This window comes from Streptomyces sp. NBC_00989 (genome assembly GCF_045162655.1).
In the GTDB taxonomy this organism is placed as follows: Bacteria; Actinomycetota; Actinomycetes; order Streptomycetales; family Streptomycetaceae; genus Streptomyces.
Window position 1 is genome coordinate 9351382 of sequence record NZ_CP108728.1, and the last position, 18619, is coordinate 9370000.

General features: G+C 70.7%; 14 protein-coding genes and 1 pseudogene. 6 read left to right on the top strand and 9 right to left on the bottom strand.

The window, feature by feature from the left end; translation table 11 throughout:
- Positions 1 to 6 precede the first annotated feature (6 nt).
- Both OG714_RS42055 and OG714_RS42060 read left to right on the top strand, forming a co-directional pair.
- Entirely contained in the window at positions 7 to 402 is a 396-nt protein-coding gene (locus OG714_RS42055) for a DUF742 domain-containing protein (RefSeq protein ID WP_406129032.1), read from the top strand.
- A gap of 51 nt (positions 403 to 453) precedes the next feature.
- Complete coding sequence (locus tag OG714_RS42060) at positions 454 to 1059, top strand: GTP-binding protein (protein WP_406129034.1); 606 nt, start codon at positions 454 to 456, stop codon at positions 1057 to 1059.
- Positions 1060 to 1163: 104 nt separating this feature from the next.
- On the opposite strand, the gene glpK is transcribed toward OG714_RS42060, so the two are convergent.
- From glpK to OG714_RS42085, 5 genes and pseudogenes are all read right to left on the bottom strand, one after another.
- Positions 1164 to 2675 (bottom strand): glycerol kinase GlpK, encoded by a 1512-nt coding sequence (gene glpK / locus OG714_RS42065; protein WP_406129035.1) that lies wholly within the window; start codon positions 2673 to 2675, stop codon positions 1164 to 1166.
- 91 nt (positions 2676 to 2766) lie between these two features.
- Positions 2767 to 3492 carry an MIP/aquaporin family protein gene (locus tag OG714_RS42070; protein ID WP_363096632.1) on the bottom strand — a complete coding sequence of 242 codons (726 nt, stop codon included), beginning with the start codon at positions 3490 to 3492 and terminating at the stop codon, positions 2767 to 2769.
- A gap of 334 nt (positions 3493 to 3826) precedes the next feature.
- A pseudogene (locus OG714_RS42075) lies at positions 3827 to 5479 on the bottom strand (EAL domain-containing protein).
- A 99-nt stretch (positions 5480 to 5578) separates the two neighbouring features.
- Positions 5579 to 6769, bottom strand: coding sequence for a lipid-transfer protein (locus tag OG714_RS42080; RefSeq protein ID WP_406129038.1), 1191 nt, complete (start codon positions 6767 to 6769; stop codon positions 5579 to 5581).
- Complete coding sequence (locus OG714_RS42085; protein WP_406132133.1) at positions 6766 to 7191, bottom strand: Zn-ribbon domain-containing OB-fold protein; 426 nt, start codon at positions 7189 to 7191, stop codon at positions 6766 to 6768. Before OG714_RS42085 ends, OG714_RS42080 begins: the two co-directional genes overlap by 4 nt.
- A 235-nt stretch (positions 7192 to 7426) precedes the next feature.
- On the opposite strand from OG714_RS42085, the gene OG714_RS42090 reads away from it, so the two are divergent.
- The gene (locus OG714_RS42090; RefSeq protein WP_266869980.1) at positions 7427 to 7963 is read left to right on the top strand and encodes an NUDIX domain-containing protein; all 537 of its coding nucleotides are present in this window, start codon (positions 7427 to 7429) and stop codon (positions 7961 to 7963) included.
- 2 nt (positions 7964 to 7965) lie between these two features.
- Here OG714_RS42090 and OG714_RS42095 read toward each other — a convergent pair whose 3' ends face one another.
- Positions 7966 to 10332, bottom strand: a complete 2367-nt coding sequence (locus OG714_RS42095; protein WP_406129041.1) for a TIM-barrel domain-containing protein — start codon at positions 10330 to 10332, stop codon at positions 7966 to 7968.
- A 214-nt stretch (positions 10333 to 10546) separates the two neighbouring features.
- On the opposite strand from OG714_RS42095, the gene OG714_RS42100 reads away from it, so the two are divergent.
- Complete coding sequence (locus OG714_RS42100; RefSeq protein ID WP_406129043.1) at positions 10547 to 12514, top strand: acetoacetate--CoA ligase; 1968 nt, start codon at positions 10547 to 10549, stop codon at positions 12512 to 12514.
- Positions 12515 to 12547: 33 nt separating this feature from the next.
- Here the strand turns inward: OG714_RS42100 and OG714_RS42105 are convergent, their stop codons facing one another.
- A complete protein-coding gene (locus tag OG714_RS42105; protein ID WP_406129045.1) occupies positions 12548 to 13873 on the bottom strand; it encodes an aminotransferase class I/II-fold pyridoxal phosphate-dependent enzyme in 1326 nt (441 codons plus the stop codon).
- A 45-nt stretch (positions 13874 to 13918) separates the two neighbouring features.
- On the opposite strand from OG714_RS42105, the gene OG714_RS42110 reads away from it, so the two are divergent.
- Together OG714_RS42110 and OG714_RS42115 are read left to right on the top strand one after the other, a co-directional pair.
- A complete protein-coding gene (locus OG714_RS42110; RefSeq protein WP_406129047.1) occupies positions 13919 to 15193 on the top strand; it encodes an MFS transporter in 1275 nt (424 codons plus the stop codon).
- Positions 15194 to 15215: 22 nt separating this feature from the next.
- Complete coding sequence (locus OG714_RS42115) at positions 15216 to 16112, top strand: hypothetical protein (protein ID WP_406129048.1); 897 nt, start codon at positions 15216 to 15218, stop codon at positions 16110 to 16112.
- A gap of 96 nt (positions 16113 to 16208) precedes the next feature.
- Here the strand turns inward: OG714_RS42115 and ptsP are convergent, their stop codons facing one another.
- Both ptsP and OG714_RS42125 read right to left on the bottom strand, forming a co-directional pair.
- Positions 16209 to 17879, bottom strand: a complete 1671-nt coding sequence (gene ptsP / locus OG714_RS42120) for a phosphoenolpyruvate--protein phosphotransferase (RefSeq protein WP_406129050.1) — start codon at positions 17877 to 17879, stop codon at positions 16209 to 16211.
- Between the two features lie 78 nt (positions 17880 to 17957).
- Positions 17958 to 18407 (bottom strand): PTS glucose transporter subunit IIA, encoded by a 450-nt coding sequence (locus tag OG714_RS42125; protein ID WP_406129052.1) that lies wholly within the window; start codon positions 18405 to 18407, stop codon positions 17958 to 17960.
- Between the last annotated feature and the right edge of the window lie 212 nt (positions 18408 to 18619).

The following is an 18619-nucleotide window of genomic DNA, read 5'->3' on the forward strand; positions in this document are numbered from 1 at the left end:
AATGACATGAGCGGAGACGGTCAGGGAAGAAGCCACTGGTTCGACGACGAGGCCGGACCGGTCGTCCGCCCGTACGCGATGACGCGCGGCCGCACCACCAGCGCGGCCCAGCACCGCCTCGACCTCATCGCGGTGGTGATCGCCGAGTCCCAGGAGGACGACTCGGAAGCGGACCAGACGCTGTCCCCGGAGCACGTGGACATCGTCGGTCTCTGTCGTGACGCCCCGCAGTCGGTCGCCGAACTCGCCGCCGAACTCGACCTGCCCATCGGAGTGATACGGGTCCTCATCGGGGACCTCGTGGACGGAGAACTCGTCCATGTGTCGCGTCCCGTGCCCCCCGCCGAACTGGTGGACGAGAGTATTCTGCGCGACGTGATCTCCGGCCTCCGGGCCCTGTGAGCGGCACGAGCCGCCGCCCCCCCTAACCTCATCAAGCAGGAGAAAAGACCGATGATCTTCGGGCGTTCTGAGCGAGGCAAGCCTCCGGTCGAGCCCGTCACGCTCAAGATCCTGGTGGCCGGCGGTTTCGGCGTGGGCAAGACCACCCTCGTCGGCGCGGTCAGCGAGATCAGGCCGCTGCGCACGGAGGAACTGCTCACCGAGGCAGGGCGTCCGGTCGACGACACCAGCGGGGTGGAGGGCAAGCACACCACCACCGTGGCCATGGACTTCGGGCGCATCACCCTGCGCGAGGACCTGGTGCTGTACCTCTTCGGTACGCCGGGCCAGGAGCGGTTCTGGTTCATGTGGGACGAGTTGTCCGAGGGTTCCCTGGGCGCCGTCGTGCTCGCCGACACCCGCCGCCTGGAGGACTGCTTCGCAGCCCTCGACTACTTCGAGCGGCGCTCCATACCCTTCGTCGTCGGCGTCAACTGCTTCGAGGGCGCCGACCGTTACCCCGTGGACGCCGTGCGCCAGGCCCTCGACCTCGACGAGGACGTACCGCTCATGCTCTGTGACGCCCGCGACCGGTCGTCGGTCAAGGAGGTCCTCATCGAGGTCGTCCAGCATGCGATGGCCTACGGCGCGAAGCGCCGCCAGAGCGTCACCAGCTGAGGCGCGGGCGCGACCCGTACCCCCGCCGACCGGGGTACGGGCCGCAGCCGGTGCGATCCGACGGCACGCGCGTGCCGGGTGGAACAACGGCCACGCGTGCGTGCCTAGTTGTCGCCCTCCTCCTCCCAGCCGAAGCTCTTCTCCACCGCCTTGCGCCAGTTGTGGTACTCGCGGTCCCGCACCGAGGACTCCATGGACGGCGTCCACTCGACGTCCTTCTGCCAGTGCGACTTGAGCTCGTCCAGGTCGTTCCACACCCCGGTGGCGAGCCCGGCCGCATAGGCGGCTCCCAGGCAGGTCGTCTCGGAGACCTTGGGCCGGATCACCGGCACCCCGAGGACGTCCGCCTGGTGCTGCATCAGGAGGTTGTTCTTGGTCATGCCGCCGTCCACCTTCAGAGTGGTGATCTGCACCCCGGAGTCCTGGAACATGGCGTCCACGACCTCCCGCGTCTGCCAGCTCGTCGCCTCCAGCACCGCGCGCGCGAGGTGCGCCTTCGTGACGTAGCGGGTCAGCCCGGTGACGACTCCGCGCGCGTCCGAGCGCCAGTAGGGGGCGAACAGGCCGGAGAACGCGGGCACGATGTACGCGCCGCCGTTGTCGTCCACACTCGCGGCGAGGGTCTCGATCTCGTCGGCGTTGCGGATGATGCCGAGTTGGTCGCGGAACCACTGGACGAGCGCGCCCGTTATGGCGATCGACCCCTCCAGGCAGTAGACCGGCGCCTCACTGCCGATCTTGTAGCCCATCGTCGTGAGGAGCCCGTTCTTCGAAGGCACCGGCCGGTTCCCGGTGTTGAGCAGCAGGAAGCTGCCCGTGCCGTAGGTGTTCTTGGCCGTGCCCACGTCGTAGCAGGCCTGCCCGAACACGGCCGCCTGCTGGTCGCCCAGCGCCGACGCCACGGGCACGCCCGCGAGTTGGCCGACCGCGGTGCCGTAGACCTCGGCGGAGGACTTGATCTCGGGGAGGATCGCCTCGGGGACGTTCATCGCGGAGAGGATGGCCGGGTCCCACTGGAGGGTCTCCAGGTTCATCAGCATGGTGCGCCCGGCGTTCGTCACGTCGGTGACGTGTTTTCCGCCGTCGGTGCCGCCAGTGAGGTTCCAGATCAGCCAGGAGTCGATCGTGCCGAAGGCGATCTCGCCGCGCTCGGCACGGTCCCTGAGGCCCGGTACGTTGTCGAGCAGCCAGGCCGCCTTGGGGCCGGAGAAGTAGCTGGCGAGCGGCAGTCCGGTCTGTTCGCGGAAGCGGTCCGGCCCGTCCGAACCGCCCAGTTGCTTGCACAGGGCCGCGGTGCGGGTGTCCTGCCACACGATGGCGTTGTGCACGGGTTTGCCGGTGGCGCGGTCCCAGAGGACCGTCGTCTCCCGCTGGTTGGTGATGCCGAGCGCGCTCAACTGGTCGGCGCGCAGTCCCGCCTTGGCGATCGCCCCGGCGACCACCGCCTGCACCTTGGACCAGATCTCGGTGGCGTCGTGCTCCACCCAGCCCGGCTTGGGGAAGATCTGGCGGTGCTCACGCTGGTCGACGGCGACGATCGCGCCGTCCTGGTTGAAGACGATGCAGCGGCTGGAGGTGGTGCCCTGGTCGATTGCGGCGACGAACCTGTCCGTCATGACGACCCCTTTGTCGTGTCCCTCGGATCCTCCGGAGGACTGGTCCCGTCCTTCGGAGGGCTGCTCTCGGAAGACTGATCGAACACTGCTGTCAGAAGGCTGCGTTGAAGATGACTCCGGCGAGCGCCCCGCCGATCAGCGGTCCCACCACCGGGATCCACGCGTAACTCCAGTCCGAGGTGCCCTTGTTCGGGATCGGGAGCAGCGAGTGGACGATGCGCGGGCCCAGGTCGCGGGCCGGGTTGATGGCGTACCCGGTGGGACCGCCCAGCGACAGACCGATGCCGACCACCAGGAAGGAGACGACCAGCACCGCCGTGCCGGACGTACCGAGTCCCTTGGTGAGCCCGAAGGCCAGGATCGGCAGCACCAGTGCGATCGTCGCGATGATCTCCGTCATCAGGTTCGCCACGACATTGCGGATCGTGGGCGTGGTGGAGAAGATCCCGAGCGTCGGCTGGGCCATCTCCTCCTCGGCGTTGGCCTGGAACTGCGCGTAGTAGACCAGCCAGCACAGCACCGCGCCGAGCATGGCGCCGACCATCTGGCCCGCGATGTAGAGCGGGACCTTGTCCCACTTCCCGGTGTCGATGGCGATGCCGATCGTCACGGCCGGATTGAGCTGCCCGCCGGACAGCGGCGCTGCGGTGTACGCCCCGGCCATCACGCCGAAGCCCCATCCGAAGGCGATGACGATCCAGCCGGAGTTCTGTGCCTTGGAGTAGTTCAGTACGACGGCGGCGACCACGCCGGCGCCGAAGAGGATCAGTATCGCGGTGCCGATGACCTCACCGAGGAATATGTCTCCATTGCTCATGGCGGCTCCTAGGCCCTCGCCCGGGACGGTCGGCCCCGGTCCTCCGTGCAGGGTGCGGTTCCCTTGGCGACTTCAGCCGAAGGCAGGGAGGGTCCCGAGCCCCGCCCGGCGTCCGTGACGAGCGTGCCGTCGCAGCCGAATCGCCCGTGGGAGTGGGCCTGAGCGCAGGCGGAGCCCGCGCGGCGCAGTGCCTGGTACGCCGAGAATGTACGGCGATGTCGACCGACACCGGGAAGTGTTCACCGGTGCCTGAGGAGCGTCAAGGTCGCGGACGGCAACGGTGACACCCGCCCTGACGGCCCCTCAAGCCCCGTAGGACGCCTCCGGGCCGCGCTCAGCGCCCGGGGGACTCCGCCGCCGTGCGGCGGTCCTGTGCGGGCGGCACATGCGATCCGCGCAGGATCTCGTACTCGGCCGATTCCGCCCGGCCCAGCACCCAACTCGTGCCGTCCAGCGCCTTCGCCGCCTTCTTGAGCGGTGCCAGACACGCGGCCGCCTGCCGGTGGCCGGTCACGCTGCCCGGCACGCACAGGACGGTGGCCAAGGACAGCGTCACGGTCCTGCCGCCCGCCGCCCAGGGCACGTCGAGCACGGCGGCGGCCAGCGCACGCAGCCCCTCCGGATCGGTGAGCACCAGGAAGTCGTCCCCGCCGATGTGCCCCACGCGCGTGTGCCCGTTCGCCGCCGGCTGCAGCGCCCGCCCCACCGAGCGGATCAGCTCGTCGCCCGCCGCGAAACCGGCCCCGTCGTTGACCTGCTTGAAGTGGTCGACATCCAGCCAACTCAGCGCGAACGCCCGCCCGTCCGCGATCCGCCGGTCCACCTCACCGGTGATCGCGTCCGAACCGGGCAGTCTGGTCAGCGGGTTGAGGCCCGCGGCCTCCTCCACCCGGGTCTCGGCCAGCGTCCGCACCAGATCCGCGAGTCGTACGACGCCGACACACCGGCCTTACCGGTCGACCACCGCCACATCGTCCGACGTACGGTCCCGGTCGCCGACCGCGACCACGTCCAGGACCTCCCAGGCGGTCGCGTCGACGCCGACCGTCCGGGGCACGTCGCCGAGCCTGGCGGCGGGCCGGTCGGCGTACAGGGCGTGGCCGTAGCGCCCCGATATCGACAGCAGGAAGCGCGACCGGTGCACCGACCGGACCGGCACGCCGTCCCGGTCCACGAGCACCACCCCGGACACGTCAGGGGAGCCGGTCAGCAGCGCCCGCACCTGCCCGGCGGACGCCGTGTCGGGCAGCAGCGCGGCCGGCCGGACGAACTCCCGCACCCAGGGCCCCGACGGAGGTGTCGTCGCGAGACCGGGGGCGCGGGGTGGAACGTATACGTCCACCGCGGGAACCCGTGTCGCCGGCGCGAACAACTCGCCCTGCGCCAGCTGTACCCCGGCCGACCGCGCCGTCGCGCACTGCGCCTCGGTCTCGACGCCCTCCACGGACAGCAGGGCGCCCAGCTGCTCGCACAGGGTCCGCATCGCCCGCATCGCGGCCGGTCGCTCCAGCAGCGACGCGTCGAGTTTCACCAGGTCGGGCGCGAGGTCCGTGAGCAGCCGCAGGGGTACGTCACCGTCGCCGACGCCGTCGACGCAGATCCGGAACCCCTGGCCGCGCAGCTCGGACACCGCCTCCAGGAGCGCCCGTTGGGGCACGTGCGTGTACGGCGGGCCGATGTCGACCGTGACTTCCCACGGGAGCCGTCCCGCCTCGCGCACCGCGCTGTGCAGCGGGGTGAGCCCGCCGAGGTCGGCGAGGGTGCCGGCGAACACGTTGATGTGCAGCGGCAGCAGCGTCTCCTTGCGCGCGGCGGCGCGGACCGCCAACACGGCCAGCCTGCCGTCGAGTTCGGGGTCGCGGCGGGCCTCGGCCAGGATGTCCCCGGTCTCCGGGCGGACGAGGATCTCCAGCCCCGCGACCCCACCGGTGGTCAGATTGACCACCGGTTGGAATGCGAAGCTGAGAGTGTCCGTCGAGGAGCGCACGGCAGCATGATGACGCCACCGGCGTACCCCCAGGCCCAGTTCATAAGACGTTCACGCAGCCTCGCGGGCTGATCACACGCGTTCGTGACGCGCCGTCGGTCACCGCACGGCGAGCACCGCCGACCCGTGCCCGAACAGCCCCTGGTTCGCGGTGAGTCCCACCCGCGCGCCCGTGACCTGCCGGTCGCCCGCGTCGCCTCTCAACTGCCAGGTCAGCTCGCAGACCTGGGCGATCGCCTGCGCCGGAACCGCCTCCCCGAAGGAGGCCAGTCCGCCGCTCGCGTTCACCGGTATGCGCCCGCCCAGGGCCGTCGCGCCCTCGCGGAGCAGCTTGGCGCCCTCGCCCTCGCCGCACAGCCCCAGGTCCTCGTACCACTGCAACTCCAGGGCGGTGGACAGGTCGTACACCTCGGCCAGGGAGAGCTCCTCAGGGCCGACGCCCGCCTCCTCGTAGGCCGCGCGCGCGATCGACGCCCGGAAGGTCTCGTCGGGCGGTGCCACCGCCGCCGCGGAGTCCGTGGCGATGTCCGGGAGGTCCAGCACCGTGTTCGGATAGCGCGGCGTCACCGTGGACACGGCCCGGATCCGCACCGGGTCCGCCGCCCCGTGCCGGCGCGCGAACTCCATGCTGGACAGCACCAGGGCGGCCCCGCCGTCCGAGGTGGCGCAGATGTCCAGCAGCCGCAGCGGATCGGCGACCACCGCGGAGGCGGCGACCTCCTCGGCGGAGACCCGCTTGCGGTAACGCGCGTACGGATTCAGCGCACCCAGGGCGGCGTTCTTCACCTTGACCTGGGCGAAGTCCTCCGGGGTGTCTCCGTAGAGGGCCATCCGCCGGCGCGCGTACAGCCCGAAGTACGTCGGATTCGTCGCCCCGAGGACCCGGAAGCGCAGCCAGTCCGGATCGTCGTGCCGCTCCCCGCCGGCCGGCCGGAAGAACCCCTTGGGCGCGGCATCGGCGCCCACGACCAGCACCACGTCCGCGAGCCCCGAAAGGATCTGCGCCCGCGCCGCGTTGACGGCCTGCGCCCCGGACGCGCACGCCGCGTACACGCTCGCCACCCGGGCGCCCTGCCAGCCCAGCGCCTTCGCGAACGTCGCGCCGGCCACATACCCGGGGTATCCGCCACGCACCGTGTCCGCGCCGACGATCGAGCCGACGTCCCGCCACTCCAGCCCGGCGTCGGTGAGCGCCGCCCGCGCTGCCGCCGTCCCGTACTCGACGAAACCGCGCCCCCACTTCCCCCAGGGGTGCATGCCCGCGCCGAGCACTGCCACGTCCGCCGTCATGCCGTCACCCCCGTGGGCCGCCAGTGCCAGGTCGTCCAGGTCGTCTCCGCATCCTCGCTCAGCACACCGGGGACGACCTCCACCTCCATGCCCACCGTCAGATTGGCGACAGTGATCCCGGGAACCGCCTGTCCCAGCACCACGATCCGCTCGGACTCCAGCTCCACAGCGATCAACGCGTACGGCTCCCACGGAAGTTCCGGATCGCTCACATACGGTGACGGTGGCCGGTACCGGCTGTCCGTGTAAGACCAGATACGGCCGCGCCGCGACAGCGGGACCTCGGCCAGCTCGCCGCCCCGGCAGGCCGGATTGCGGCAGTGGCCGTCCTCACGGGGGAAGAAGACCGAGGCACACGCCGAGCAGCGCGTGCCGAGCAGCCGGAAGTCGTCCCCGTCCCCGGTGAACCAATCGGTGACCACAGGTGTGCGTGTCCGCGACAACGTCCCTCCACAGCACTGGATCTGACGGAACGTCAGAAGTGTGCCACGGGCAACGGAAAATGAGCAGGGCGTTTCGGTGAACCATCGAGCCACTTACGGCGTCGTGATACCGGGAGGGACGGCCGGGGCCCACGGGGGTGGTTCCGGCCGTTTCCCGTTCACGCGCGCAGCCCCCGGAAAGACGCCCTCCGCTTGATCGGATACAGTCCGCCGGGTGTCCGAAACTCAAGCCTCCGTCCCCAACTCCGGGCCGAACAGCCACTGTTCGAGCTGCGGATCGCCCTACGGAGAGGGCGTCTCCGGCTGGCCACGCACCTGCCCGGCCTGCGGCACCGTCGCGTACCGCAACCCGCTGCCCGTAGCCGTCGCACTCCAGCCCGTGTACGACACGAAGGGCACCGCCCTGGTCGTCATCACCCGAACCGTGTCCCCCGCGCGCGGAGGCGTCGCCCTGCCGGGCGGTTACGTCGACGACCGCGAGGACTGGCGACAGGCCCTCGTCCGCGAACTCAGGGAGGAGACGGGCATCGAGGCCGCGAGCCGCGACGTACGGCTCGTCGACGCCATCAGCTCGCCCGACGGGCATCTCCTGCTCTTCGGGGTCCTCCCCGAGCGCCCGGTCGAGGGGCTGCCCAAGTCCGTCGCCACCGACGAGACGGAGGGCTGGCACCTCCTGCGCAGGCCGGAGGAGCTCGCCTTCCCGCTGCACTCCGTGGCCGTCAAGGCATGGTTCGAAGGCCGGTACATCTGAGGTCAGCTCGCACCGAGCCCGCGCACCCGCACCGGGTAGGACGGCGCGCTCACGCCGTCGTCCAACTCCCGCTCCACGACCACCCGCCGGCCCTCCCAGCGGGCGACGTACCGCTCGATCTCCGGTTCGTCCCAGCCGTCGCCCGCGTCCGGCACCACCAGCCCGCCCCCGGTCCGCCCCCGGGCGGGCGCCCACACCTCCAGCTCCAGGCCGCCGTCCGCGCCCCGCACCGGCAGCACGGCACCCGCGCGCGCGAGAACCGGAATCCGCGACAACGGGGCATCGACGAGAATCTGGGCCGGCCCCTCGTAGGCGCGCTCCGTCGCCGTGTCGTACCAACGCCCCCTCGGCAACTGCACCGCACGCCGGTCCGACCCCGGATCGAGCACCGGCGCCACCAGGAGGCAGTCGCCCAGCAGGAAGGCGTCCTCGCAGTCCCGTAGCGCGCGATCCTCCGGAGCGCCCCACCACAGGGGCCGCACATACGGCGCTCCGGTCCGCCGCGCGAGATGCGCCAGCGTCATGAAGTACGGCAGCAGCCGCCGCCGTTCGACGAGCGCCACGCGCGCGTGCTCCAGCACGTCGGCACCGAACTCCCAGGGCTCCCGCCGCCCCGCCCGCAGGCTCGCGTGCGTACGGAACAACGGCAGGAACGCGCCGAGTTGGAACCAGCGCAGATACAGCTCGGGCGACGGACTCCCGTCGAAGCCGCCCACATTCGGACCCGAGTACGGAACCCCGCACAGCCCGAGCCCCATGACCAGCGACAGCGAGGCCCGCAGCCCCGGCCAGCCGGTGGCCACATCGCCGGACCAGGTACCCCCGTAGGACTGCATCCCGGCCCACCCGGAGCGCGAGAAGAGGAACGGCCGCTCCTGGGGGGCCAGTTCGCGCAACGCCTCGTAGGCGGCCCTGGCCATGCACAGGGCGTACACGTTGTGCGCCTCACGATGGTCCCCGCCCCGCCCCTCCAGGTCGTGCCGCGCCGAACGCGGCAGGGTCGACTCCCCGAAGGCGGCGAAGGACGTGGGCTCGTTCATGTCGTGCCAGAACCCCGTGAACCCCTGCGTGAGCCGCTCCTTGTAGAGCCCGCCCCACCACTTCCGCACACGCGCGTCCGTGAAGTCCGGGAAAACGGCCTCCCCGGGCCATACGACTCCCCGCACTAGCCGCCCCGAGGCGTCCCGCACGAAGGCGTCCTCGGCCGTCCCGCTGTCGTAGACGGCGTTTCCCGGCTCGGCCTTCACCGCGGGGTCCACTATCGACACCAGCCGGATGCCGTCCCGCCGCAACTCCTCGGCGAGCACCGGCAGCTTCGGGAAGCGCTCGCGGTCGACCGTGAACACCTGGTGCTCGTCGTAGTGGTCGATGTCCAGGTGGACGGCGTCCAGGGGCAGACCGCGCTCCTGGTAGCCCGCGACGATCCGACGCACCTCCTGCTCACCGCCGAAGCCCCACCGCGAGTGATGGTGCCCCAGCGCCCACGCCGGAGGCAGCGCGGGCGCACCGGTCAGCGAGGCCCAGGCGTGCAGCACGCGCGCGGGGGTGCCCACCACCACCCAGCAGCGCAGCGGGCCCCCGTCCATCCGCAGCTCGGACGCCCCGGCCCGGTCGTGCCCGGAACCGGCACCCTCCTCGCCCTCCCGCAGCGTCACCGTGCCGTCCCAGGAGGTGTCGTGGAACACCAGATGCGTGGCCGCGTCGGCGACCACCAACTGCATCGGCATGGTGACGTACAGCGGATCGTCACCCGGCGCGAAAGCGTGCCCCGGGTCGGTGTTCCACAGCCGGTACGTCCCGTCGCGCAGCCGGGGGCCCGACGCGCGCCCGCCGAGCCCGAAGAACCGGGCGTCCGCCGCCACCTCCGACCGCTGCATCCAGCGAGCCGTGCCCCCGCCCACCGGCTCCCACCAGCGCGGCGGCAGATCCCGGCGCAGCGTCACACCTCCGGGCGTACGCACCTCGACCGCGCCGTGTCGTGACACGGCGACCGTCACCCGCTCCGCCACGACCCGCCAGCCGCCGTCCTTGTCCGGCTCCAGGACCGCGCGGGGATCCGGCTCGGGGCAACGCCCGCCGAGCGCGTACGACGGCTCAGGACCCGCCCCGTCCCAGCCCCAGAAGACGGCCCCGTTCACGGCGACGGTGATGCAAAGCTCGGAACGGCTGAACCGGATGACCCCACCGCCGGGCCCCGGCTCCGCCTCCTGCACCGCTCCGGGTACCCGCGCCCGCTCGGCCCCGCGCGCGGGCAGCCCGGTGGCGTCGGCACGCCTTCTGCGCCACGCCGCCCGTACGGTACGCAGACCCTGCGCCGCCCCCGTCGAGCCGACCACCTTCACCGAACGCACCAGGTCACGACCGTCCATGCTGCTCACCCTGCCATTACAGGCCCCCGATAACCGTGTCGTTCAACTGCCGTTCACCCGTGGTGGGACCACATCTTCACGACACGGACTATGTGGAGCCTGCCCTGGTGCCGAAGTCGATCACATGGCATCGTCCGTGTCAGCCGCGTCACGCGCACACCCCCGCACGTGCGCGACCGACGCACACGACGCGCACAGTCCCGGGAGCCGCCCCATGTCGACCGCGAACCCCCTGCCGCTCTGGCAGCCAGATCCGGAACGCATCGCCCAGGCACAGGTCACCAAGTTCCAGTCCTGGGCGGCCGAACACCACGGAGCCCCCGCCGACGGCGGCTACTCGGCACTGCACCGCTGGTCCGTCGACGAACTGGACACGTTCTGGCAGGCCGTCACGGAGTGGTTCGACGTCCGGTTCTCGACGCCCTACGCGCGCGTGCTCGGCGACCGCTCGATGCCCGGTGCGCACTGGTTCCCCGGAGCGACCCTCAACTACGCCGAGCACGCCCTGCGCGCGGCGGCCACCCGCGCCCACGAACCGGCCCTCCTGTACGTCGACGAGACCCACGAGCCGAGCCCCGTCACCTGGGCCGAGCTGCGCAGCCAGGTCGGCTCCCTGGCAGCCGAACTGCGCACCCTCGGTGTACGCCCCGGAGACCGCGTCAGCGGCTACCTCCCGAACATCCCGCAGGCCGTCGTCGCTCTGCTCGCCACAGCGGCCGTGGGGGGCGTCTGGACGTCCTGTGCCCCCGACTTCGGCGCCCGCAGCGTCCTCGACCGCTTCCAACAGGTCGAACCGGTCGTCCTGTTCACCGTCGACGGCTACCGCTACGGCGGCAAGGAGCACGACCGCCGCGACACGGTCGCAGAACTCCGCCGCGAACTGCCCACCCTGCGCGCGGTGGTCCACATCCCCCTCCTGGGAACCGACGCCCCCGAAGGGGCCCTGGAGTGGTCGTCCCTGACGTCGGCCGACGTGGAGCCCGTCTTCGAAGAGGTCCCCTTCGAGCACCCCCTGTGGGTGCTCTACTCCTCGGGCACGACCGGCCTTCCGAAGGCCATCGTCCAGTCCCAGGGCGGCATCCTCGTAGAACACCTCAAACAACTCGGCCTGCACTGCGACCTGGGCCCCGAGGACCGCTTCTTCTGGTACACGTCCACCGGCTGGATGATGTGGAACTTCCTCGTCTCCGGCCTCCTGACGGGCACGACGATCGTCCTCTACGACGGCAGCCCCGGGTACCCCGACACGGCCACCCAGTGGCGCATCGCGGAACGCACCGGGGCGACCCTCTACGGCACCTCGGCCGCGTACGTCATGGCCTGCCGCAAGGCCGGTGTGCACCCGTCCCGGGACTTCGACCTCTCCAAAGTGAAGTGCGTCGCCACCACCGGATCACCCTTGCCGCCCGACGGGTTCCGTTGGCTGCACGACGAGGTCCGCGACGACCTGTGGATCGCCTCGGTCAGCGGCGGCACGGACGTCTGTTCCTGCTTCGCGGGAGCCGTACCGACCCTCCCCGTGTACATCGGCGAACTCCAGGCCCCCGGCCTGGGCACCGACCTCCAGTCCTGGGACCCGAACGGCGCCCCCCTGGTCGACGAGGTCGGCGAGTTGGTGGTCACCAACCCCATGCCGTCCATGCCGATCTACTTCTGGAACGACCCCGACGGCACCCGCTACCACGACAGCTACTTCGACACGTACCCCGGAGCGTGGCGTCACGGCGACTGGATCACCGTCACCTCCCGAGGCTCCGTCGTCATCCACGGCCGCTCCGACTCCACGCTCAACCGGCAGGGCGTGCGCATGGGTTCGGCCGACATCTACGAAGCGGTCGAACGGCTCCCGGAGATCAAGGAATCCCTCGTCATCGGCATCGAACAGCCCGACGGCGGCTACTGGATGCCCCTCTTCGTGCACCTCGCCCCCGGAGCCGTCCTCGACGACGCCCTCCTGGGCCGCATCAAGCAGACGATCCGCGAACAGCTCTCCCCACGCCACGTACCCGACGAGGTCATCGAGGTTCCGGGCGTCCCACACACCCTCACCGGGAAGCGCATCGAGGTACCGGTCAAACGGCTCCTCCAGGGCACCCCGTTGGAGAAGGCGGTCAACCCGGGCTCCATCGACAACCTCGGTCTGCTGAGCTTCTACGAGGAGCTCGCCCGCAAACGCGCCTGATCGACCTCCCGTAGAGGACGAACACCCTCACGATCACCCTCCATAGGTGGCCTCGGACTCGCCCTCGCCGAGCACAGCGGCGAAGTCCGAGGCCAGCCGCACCGCGTCGGCCGGTCCGAGCTCGGCGACGGAGATCCGTACGCCCGGCTCGGACGACAGCCGGAACCGCGCCCCCGCCGCGACCCACCAGCCGTACGACCGCAGCCCGTTGACCACGGCGGACTCGTCCCGCACGGGCACCCAGAGATTCATCCCGCTCGCCCCGTGCGCCTCGATGCCCCGCCCGCCCAGCTCATTGCACAGGGCTTCCCGGCGCAACGCGTACGCCTCCTGGGCGTTCATCACCAACGCACGCGTGCCGTCGTCCGTCATCAGCCCGTGGACGGTCTCCTGGAGGAGATGACTGACCCAGCCGGACGTCAGCAGCAACCGCCCGTCGTGCCGTGCCAACGTGATCGGATCAGAGGCCGCCGCGGCCCACCGCAGGTCGGTGCCAAGGAATTTGCTGACGGTCCGCACATGCACCCAACGCGACAGCCCACCCGAGCTCAGCGACCACAGGGGAGCGGCCGCTACGGCAGACGCGTGATCGTTCTCCACGACCAGCACCTCCGGCTCATCCTGGAGCACCTCGACGAGCGCGTCCCGGCGCGCGGCCGAGAAGCAACCCCCGTACGGATTCTGTGCCCGGGGACTGCACACCACGGCGCGCACACCCGCCCGCAGCGCCGCGCGCAGGGCATCGGGACGCATGCCCTCGTCGTCCACGGCGACAGGCACCATACGCAGCCCCAACGCCGTGACCAGATCCAGCAGATGGTGATATCCGGGGTCCTCCATGGCCACGGTGTCCCCGGGCCGCAACTCCACGGACAGCAGCCGCCCGATCAGATCCAGCGCCCCGTGCGCGAAGGTCACGTGCTCCACGGGCACACCGTCGGGCCGAAGCCAGTCCCGTACGGCCTCCTCCAACCGCGCCAGCCGGGGCGTCGACCGGTGGGACCGCGCACCGGGGGACAGACGAGAGGGCGGCACCAGAGCAGGCAGGAACGCGGGATCAGGGTGCCCGCCTGCCAAGTCCCGCAGACCTTCCGGGACTCGGGGCGGCCGCCGTGACGCCACCGCCGGAGCCTGCGCCACCACCGTCCCACCACGCCCGCGCGTGACGACGATGCCCCGCTGCCGCAGCTCCTTGTACGCCGTGGCGACGGTCCCCGGACTCACTCCGAGCTCGTCCGCGAGCCGCCGCACCGGAGGCAGCGCGGCACCCGGCCCCAACGCGCCCTCGGCCACCCGCCGTTCGACGGACGCGGCAATCCCCTTGGCCGTCGTACCACTGATCCCATATTGTATTGCCACGTAGATCACTATGTACCAATACATAATTCAACGCAAGGGGGAGCAGTGGCTACGACGCGCGGCGCAGCCGTACGGCCGAAACGCATACCCGGAGGGCGCGACGGCCGCCGAATGCTCGCGATCGCCCTCGTCGACCGCACCGGCAGCGGTCTGTGGGCCTCCGTCTCCGTCCTGTACTTCACCTACGTCTCGCATCTCTCCATCGCCCAGGTGGGCACCCTCGCCGCGATCGCCGGAGCCATCGGCATCGCCGGCGCACCCCTGGGCGGCCGCCTCGCCGACCGATTCCCGCTCACCCGCGTCCTCGTAGCCCTCCAACTCCTGCGCGCCCTGGCCTCGTTCGCCCTGCTCACCACGGACAACTACGCCCTGCTGATCGCCTTCTCGGCAGCCGGCGGCTTCGGAGACCGCGCCGCCAACGTGCTCACCAAGCTCTACGCCACCCGCGTCGCAGGCCCGGACCGCATCCGCTACCAGGCCATCAGCCGAACCGCGGCCAACGCGGGCTGGGCCCTGGGAGGCCTCACCGCCGCGGCCGCCCTCGCCGTCGGGACAACCGCCGCCTACCACTGGCTCCTCCTCGGCGACGCCCTCTCCTTCGTCGCGGTCGCGACGCTCACCGTGCGCTGCGGCGAACCCCCGTCGCCGCAGCGCACCGTAAGGACGGCAAAAGACTCGCCACCCGCGAGCAGGCCGCCGAACCCCTGGCGCGACCGCACCTACCTCGCGTACGTCGCGACCGAGACAGTCCTCTTCCTCGACGACGCCGTCTTCAAGGTCGGCCTGCCGCTGTGGATCGCCCACGCCAGCGACGCACCGCACGGCCTGGCACCCCTGCTGATGGTCCTCAACAACGTGATGGTGGTGGCGCTCATCGTCCCCCTGGCCCGCTTCGCCACCACGACGGCGGCCACCCGCAACCTGCTGATACCGCTCTCCGCCGCCTTCGCCCTGGGCGGCGCCACCCTGGCCCTCTCGGCCACCGGCGGTGCCATCACCGCCACGGTGCTCCTCACCGCCTCGGCGGCCGCCTTCACCATGGCGGAAATGCTGCACGCCACCATCTCGTGGGAACTCTCCGTCGCCCTCGCACCCGACACCGCGCAGGGCGCCTACCTCGGCGTGCACGGACTCGCCCAGTCCACCCAGCGCAGCATCGGCCCACTCGCCGTCACCGCGGCCATCGCCACCGGCGCCCTCGGCTGGACCGTCTTCGGCACCTTCATCGCTCTGACCTGCATGATTCAGCACCGCCTGGTCCGCGAGCCCCTCGCTCGGACGCCGTTGTCAGTGCCGCCGGTTACTGTGAGTGAGCATTGATCGACCGTGCACAGGGGGAAACATGGCGCACACCGACCACCAGACCATGCGACGCGTTCTGCGCCGCGAAATCGCGGGCACCATCGGCCTGTTGACCGACGAGCAGGACTTCAGCGCCATGCGGCGCTATCGCAGCTTCACCTTCGACGACCACACCGCCTACCTCCAGCAGGTGGAGACTCTCCTCAAGATCCGCGCCTCCCAGGGCAGCCACACCAGCGTGGCCCTCTTCGACCCGCAGGAATACGCCGAGTTCTGCGCCGACAGCGGCCTCGACCCCGACACCCCGTCGAGCCGCACCCGCTTCACCGCCGAACTCGCAGCCACCGGCCCCACCCTGCTCTACGAGGGCCAGCCGCTGGCCGACCTCCTGCCGGCCCTGGTCGACGAGGCCGTCCGCCAGGCGACCTGGGAGTACGCGACCACACTCCTGGCCCGTCTCGGCACCTGTGCCTCCTGCGGCGAGGACATCGGCCGCGCCGCCTTCACCCGGGCCTCCGGCCTCCTCGTCCGCATCCTCGACACAGCCCGACCCGGCAACCGACACCTCGTCTGCAGCGTTTCGGGAGCACCGGAAACCCTCATCTCCGTGCTCCACGCCGACCAGGACGATGACGGAACCACGCACCTGGACGACGCCGAGGCCCTCGAATTCACCACGATCCTCGCCCTCGGCCTCGCCACCCGAAGCCCCGGCGGCCTCGTCATGCGCACCACCAGCCCCGACACCACCGACTGCATCTACGGCTGGCGCCTGCGCGGCGACGGCCTGCAAGCCCTGACCGCCGGCGAGGTCTTCGACGCCTACTGCACCGACGTCGAATCCGGTGACCTCATCTCCCCGGAATCAGGCGTCGACTACTGCGTACCGCCCGACCTCGGAGACCTGGAGCAGCCCCCGGGAGGCCACAACCACTGAACACGCCAGGGGCGCCCCACCACTGGTGAGGCGCCCCTGAGACACAGCCGACGGAAGGCTTCCCGCCCGGACTGCCGGACTGTTCGTCCATTTCGTCTATTCGCCGGACAGCACCGCCTGAGCCGCCGCGCGCGCCTCCTCGGCACTGTCCGCAGCGCGCGCGGCCAGTGCGGCCCGCTCGCACTGAGCCAGCGTGTACTTCGCCAGCGTCGACCGCACATAAGGAATCGAAGCCGCCCCCATGGAAAGCGAGGTGACCCCCAGCCCGGTCAGCACACAAGCCAGCAGCGGGTCGGACGCGGCCTCACCACAGACGCCACAGCTCTTGCCCTCGGCCTTCGCCCCCTCGGCGGACATCGCGACCAGGTCGAGCAGCGCGGGCTGCCACGGATCCTGCAGACGGGACACCGCACCCACCTGACGGTCGGCGGCGAAGGTGTACTGCGCGAGGTCGTTGGTCCCCAGCGACAGGAACTCGACCTCCTGCAGAATCGAGCGCGCCCGCAGCGCGGCCGACGGAATCTCCACCATCGCACCGAACTTGGCCCGCAGCCCGGCCTCACGGCACGCGTCCGCGAACGCCTTCGCGTCCGCACGGTCCGCGACCATCGGAGCCATGACCTCGAGGTAGACCGGCAAGCCCTCGGCGGCCTTCGCGAGCGCCGTCAGCTGCGTGCGCAGCACGTCGGGGTGATCGAGAAGCGACCGCAGACCACGCACACCAAGAGCCGGATTCGGCTCGTCGGCGGGCGTCAGGAAGTCCAACGGCTTGTCCGCGCCCGCGTCCAGCACACGCACGACGACACGCCCCTCGGGGAACGCCTCGAGCACCTGCCGGTAGGCCTCGACCTGCTTCTCCTCGGACGGCGCGCTCTTGCTGTCGTCCAGAAAAAGGAACTCGGTACGGAAGAGCCCCACACCCTCGGCCCCCGCCTCCAGGGCGGCCGGCACATCAGCAGGACCGCCGACATTCGCCAGCAACGGCACCTTGTGCCCGTCGGAGGTGGCACCAGGACCTGTAGAAGCGGAGAGAGCGGCCTTGCGCGCGGCGGCCGCGGTCTCCAGCTGCTCCTTCTTCTCATTACTGGGGTTCACGAAGATCTCACCGGTGCTGCCGTCGACGGCGACCACCGTGCCCTCGGCCAACTCCCCGGCCCCCGGCAGCGCCACCACGGCCGGCACACCGAGCGCCCGCGCCAGGATCGCGCTGTGACTCGTAGGCCCGCCTTCCTCGGTGACGAAACCGAGCACCAGCGTCGGGTCCAACAGCGCCGTATCGGCAGGCGCGAGGTCACGAGCAATAAGGACGTACGGCTCGTCGCTGTCCGGAACACCCGGCATCGGCACCCCGAGCAACCGGGCGACGATACGGTTCCGCACGTCATCAAGGTCGGCCACCCGGCCGGCGAGGTACTCACCGGCACCGGCCAGCAGAGCACGGTAGGCGGCGAAGGCGTCGTACACCGCGCGCTCCGCGGTACTGCCGACCGCGATACGCCGTTCCACGTCCGCCATCAGCTCGGGGTCCTGGGCCATCATGGCCTGCGCCTCGAGCACTGCCTGAGCTTCGCCCCCCGCCAGATTGCCGCGCGCCATCAGGTCGGCCGCCACAGCGTCCACGGCTTGGCGGGCGCGCCCCTGTTCGCGCTCCGCGTCCTCCACCGGAATCTGCTTGGCAGGCGGTTCCAGAACCGCCGTCCCCATGTGCCGAACCTCGCCGATCGCCACACCGTGGCTCACACCGACGCCTCGCAGCGTTGTCTCCATCTCACCCGTCTCCGATAGTGCGGCGGGTCCCGCCGCCGCGGTGGTTGTCCTGCTCACCGTCCTACGACGGCCTTGACGTCACTCCCAGGTGAAGAGACTGTCGCCGGCCTTCACATCGCCGTCCTCGCGGAGACCGGAGAGGGCATCGGCCGTGGCTTCGAGAGCCACGATCGGGCACACCGGGGACTTGCCGGCGGCCTCGACGGCGGCCGGGTTCCAGCGCACGACGCCCTGGCCGCGGGTCACGTTGTCGCCCTTGTTGACGAGCAGCTCGAAGCCCTCGCCATTGAGCTGCACGGTGTCGATTCCGAGGTGAGTCAGCACGCCGTGTCCCTCACCGTCCACGACGACGAAGGCGTGCGGGTGGAGGGAGACGATGACTCCGTCCACGGGAGAGACGGCCTCGGAAGGCTCACGTACGGGGTCGATGGCCATGCCGGGGCCGACCATGGCTCCGGCGAAGACCGGATCCGGCACCTCCGTCAGTCCGATGGCACGTCCTGCAAGAGGGGACGTCACGCTGGTCATGGGAAGCCTCCCAGGGGTGGAAATGTGATGGGGCCGTCACTACCTGTCCCGGACGGCACACTGTGCAGCAGGGTATGTCATATTTAGTACCGGTTCCGCCTGAGAGGTCCGGATTAGTGGTCTAGACCACACCTCTAATCGATTTGCACCTGCTCTACGGCCGCATGTACAGTCGTACTCCTGCTTGAGGCCGAGTGACGCGACCAAGCGTC

What these genes read in the sequence shown, in the direction of transcription:
- OG714_RS42055 (WP_406129032.1), top strand. Translation starts at nt 7, where the DNA reads ATGAGCGGAGACGGTCAGGGAAGAAGCCACTGGTTCGACGACGAGGCC.
- OG714_RS42060 (WP_406129034.1), top strand. Translation starts at nt 454, where the DNA reads ATGATCTTCGGGCGTTCTGAGCGAGGCAAGCCTCCGGTCGAGCCCGTC.
- glpK (WP_406129035.1), bottom strand. Translation starts at nt 2,675, where the DNA reads ATGACGGACAGGTTCGTCGCCGCAATCGACCAGGGCACCACCTCCAGC.
- OG714_RS42070 (WP_363096632.1), bottom strand. Translation starts at nt 3,492, where the DNA reads ATGAGCAATGGAGACATATTCCTCGGTGAGGTCATCGGCACCGCGATA.
- OG714_RS42080 (WP_406129038.1), bottom strand. Translation starts at nt 6,769, where the DNA reads ATGACGGCGGACGTGGCAGTGCTCGGCGCGGGCATGCACCCCTGGGGG.
- OG714_RS42095 (WP_406129041.1), bottom strand. Translation starts at nt 10,332, where the DNA reads ATGGACGGTCGTGACCTGGTGCGTTCGGTGAAGGTGGTCGGCTCGACG.
- OG714_RS42100 (WP_406129043.1), top strand. Translation starts at nt 10,547, where the DNA reads ATGTCGACCGCGAACCCCCTGCCGCTCTGGCAGCCAGATCCGGAACGC.
- OG714_RS42115 (WP_406129048.1), top strand. Translation starts at nt 15,216, where the DNA reads ATGGCGCACACCGACCACCAGACCATGCGACGCGTTCTGCGCCGCGAA.
- ptsP (WP_406129050.1), bottom strand. Translation starts at nt 17,879, where the DNA reads ATGGAGACAACGCTGCGAGGCGTCGGTGTGAGCCACGGTGTGGCGATC.
- OG714_RS42125 (WP_406129052.1), bottom strand. Translation starts at nt 18,407, where the DNA reads ATGACCAGCGTGACGTCCCCTCTTGCAGGACGTGCCATCGGACTGACG.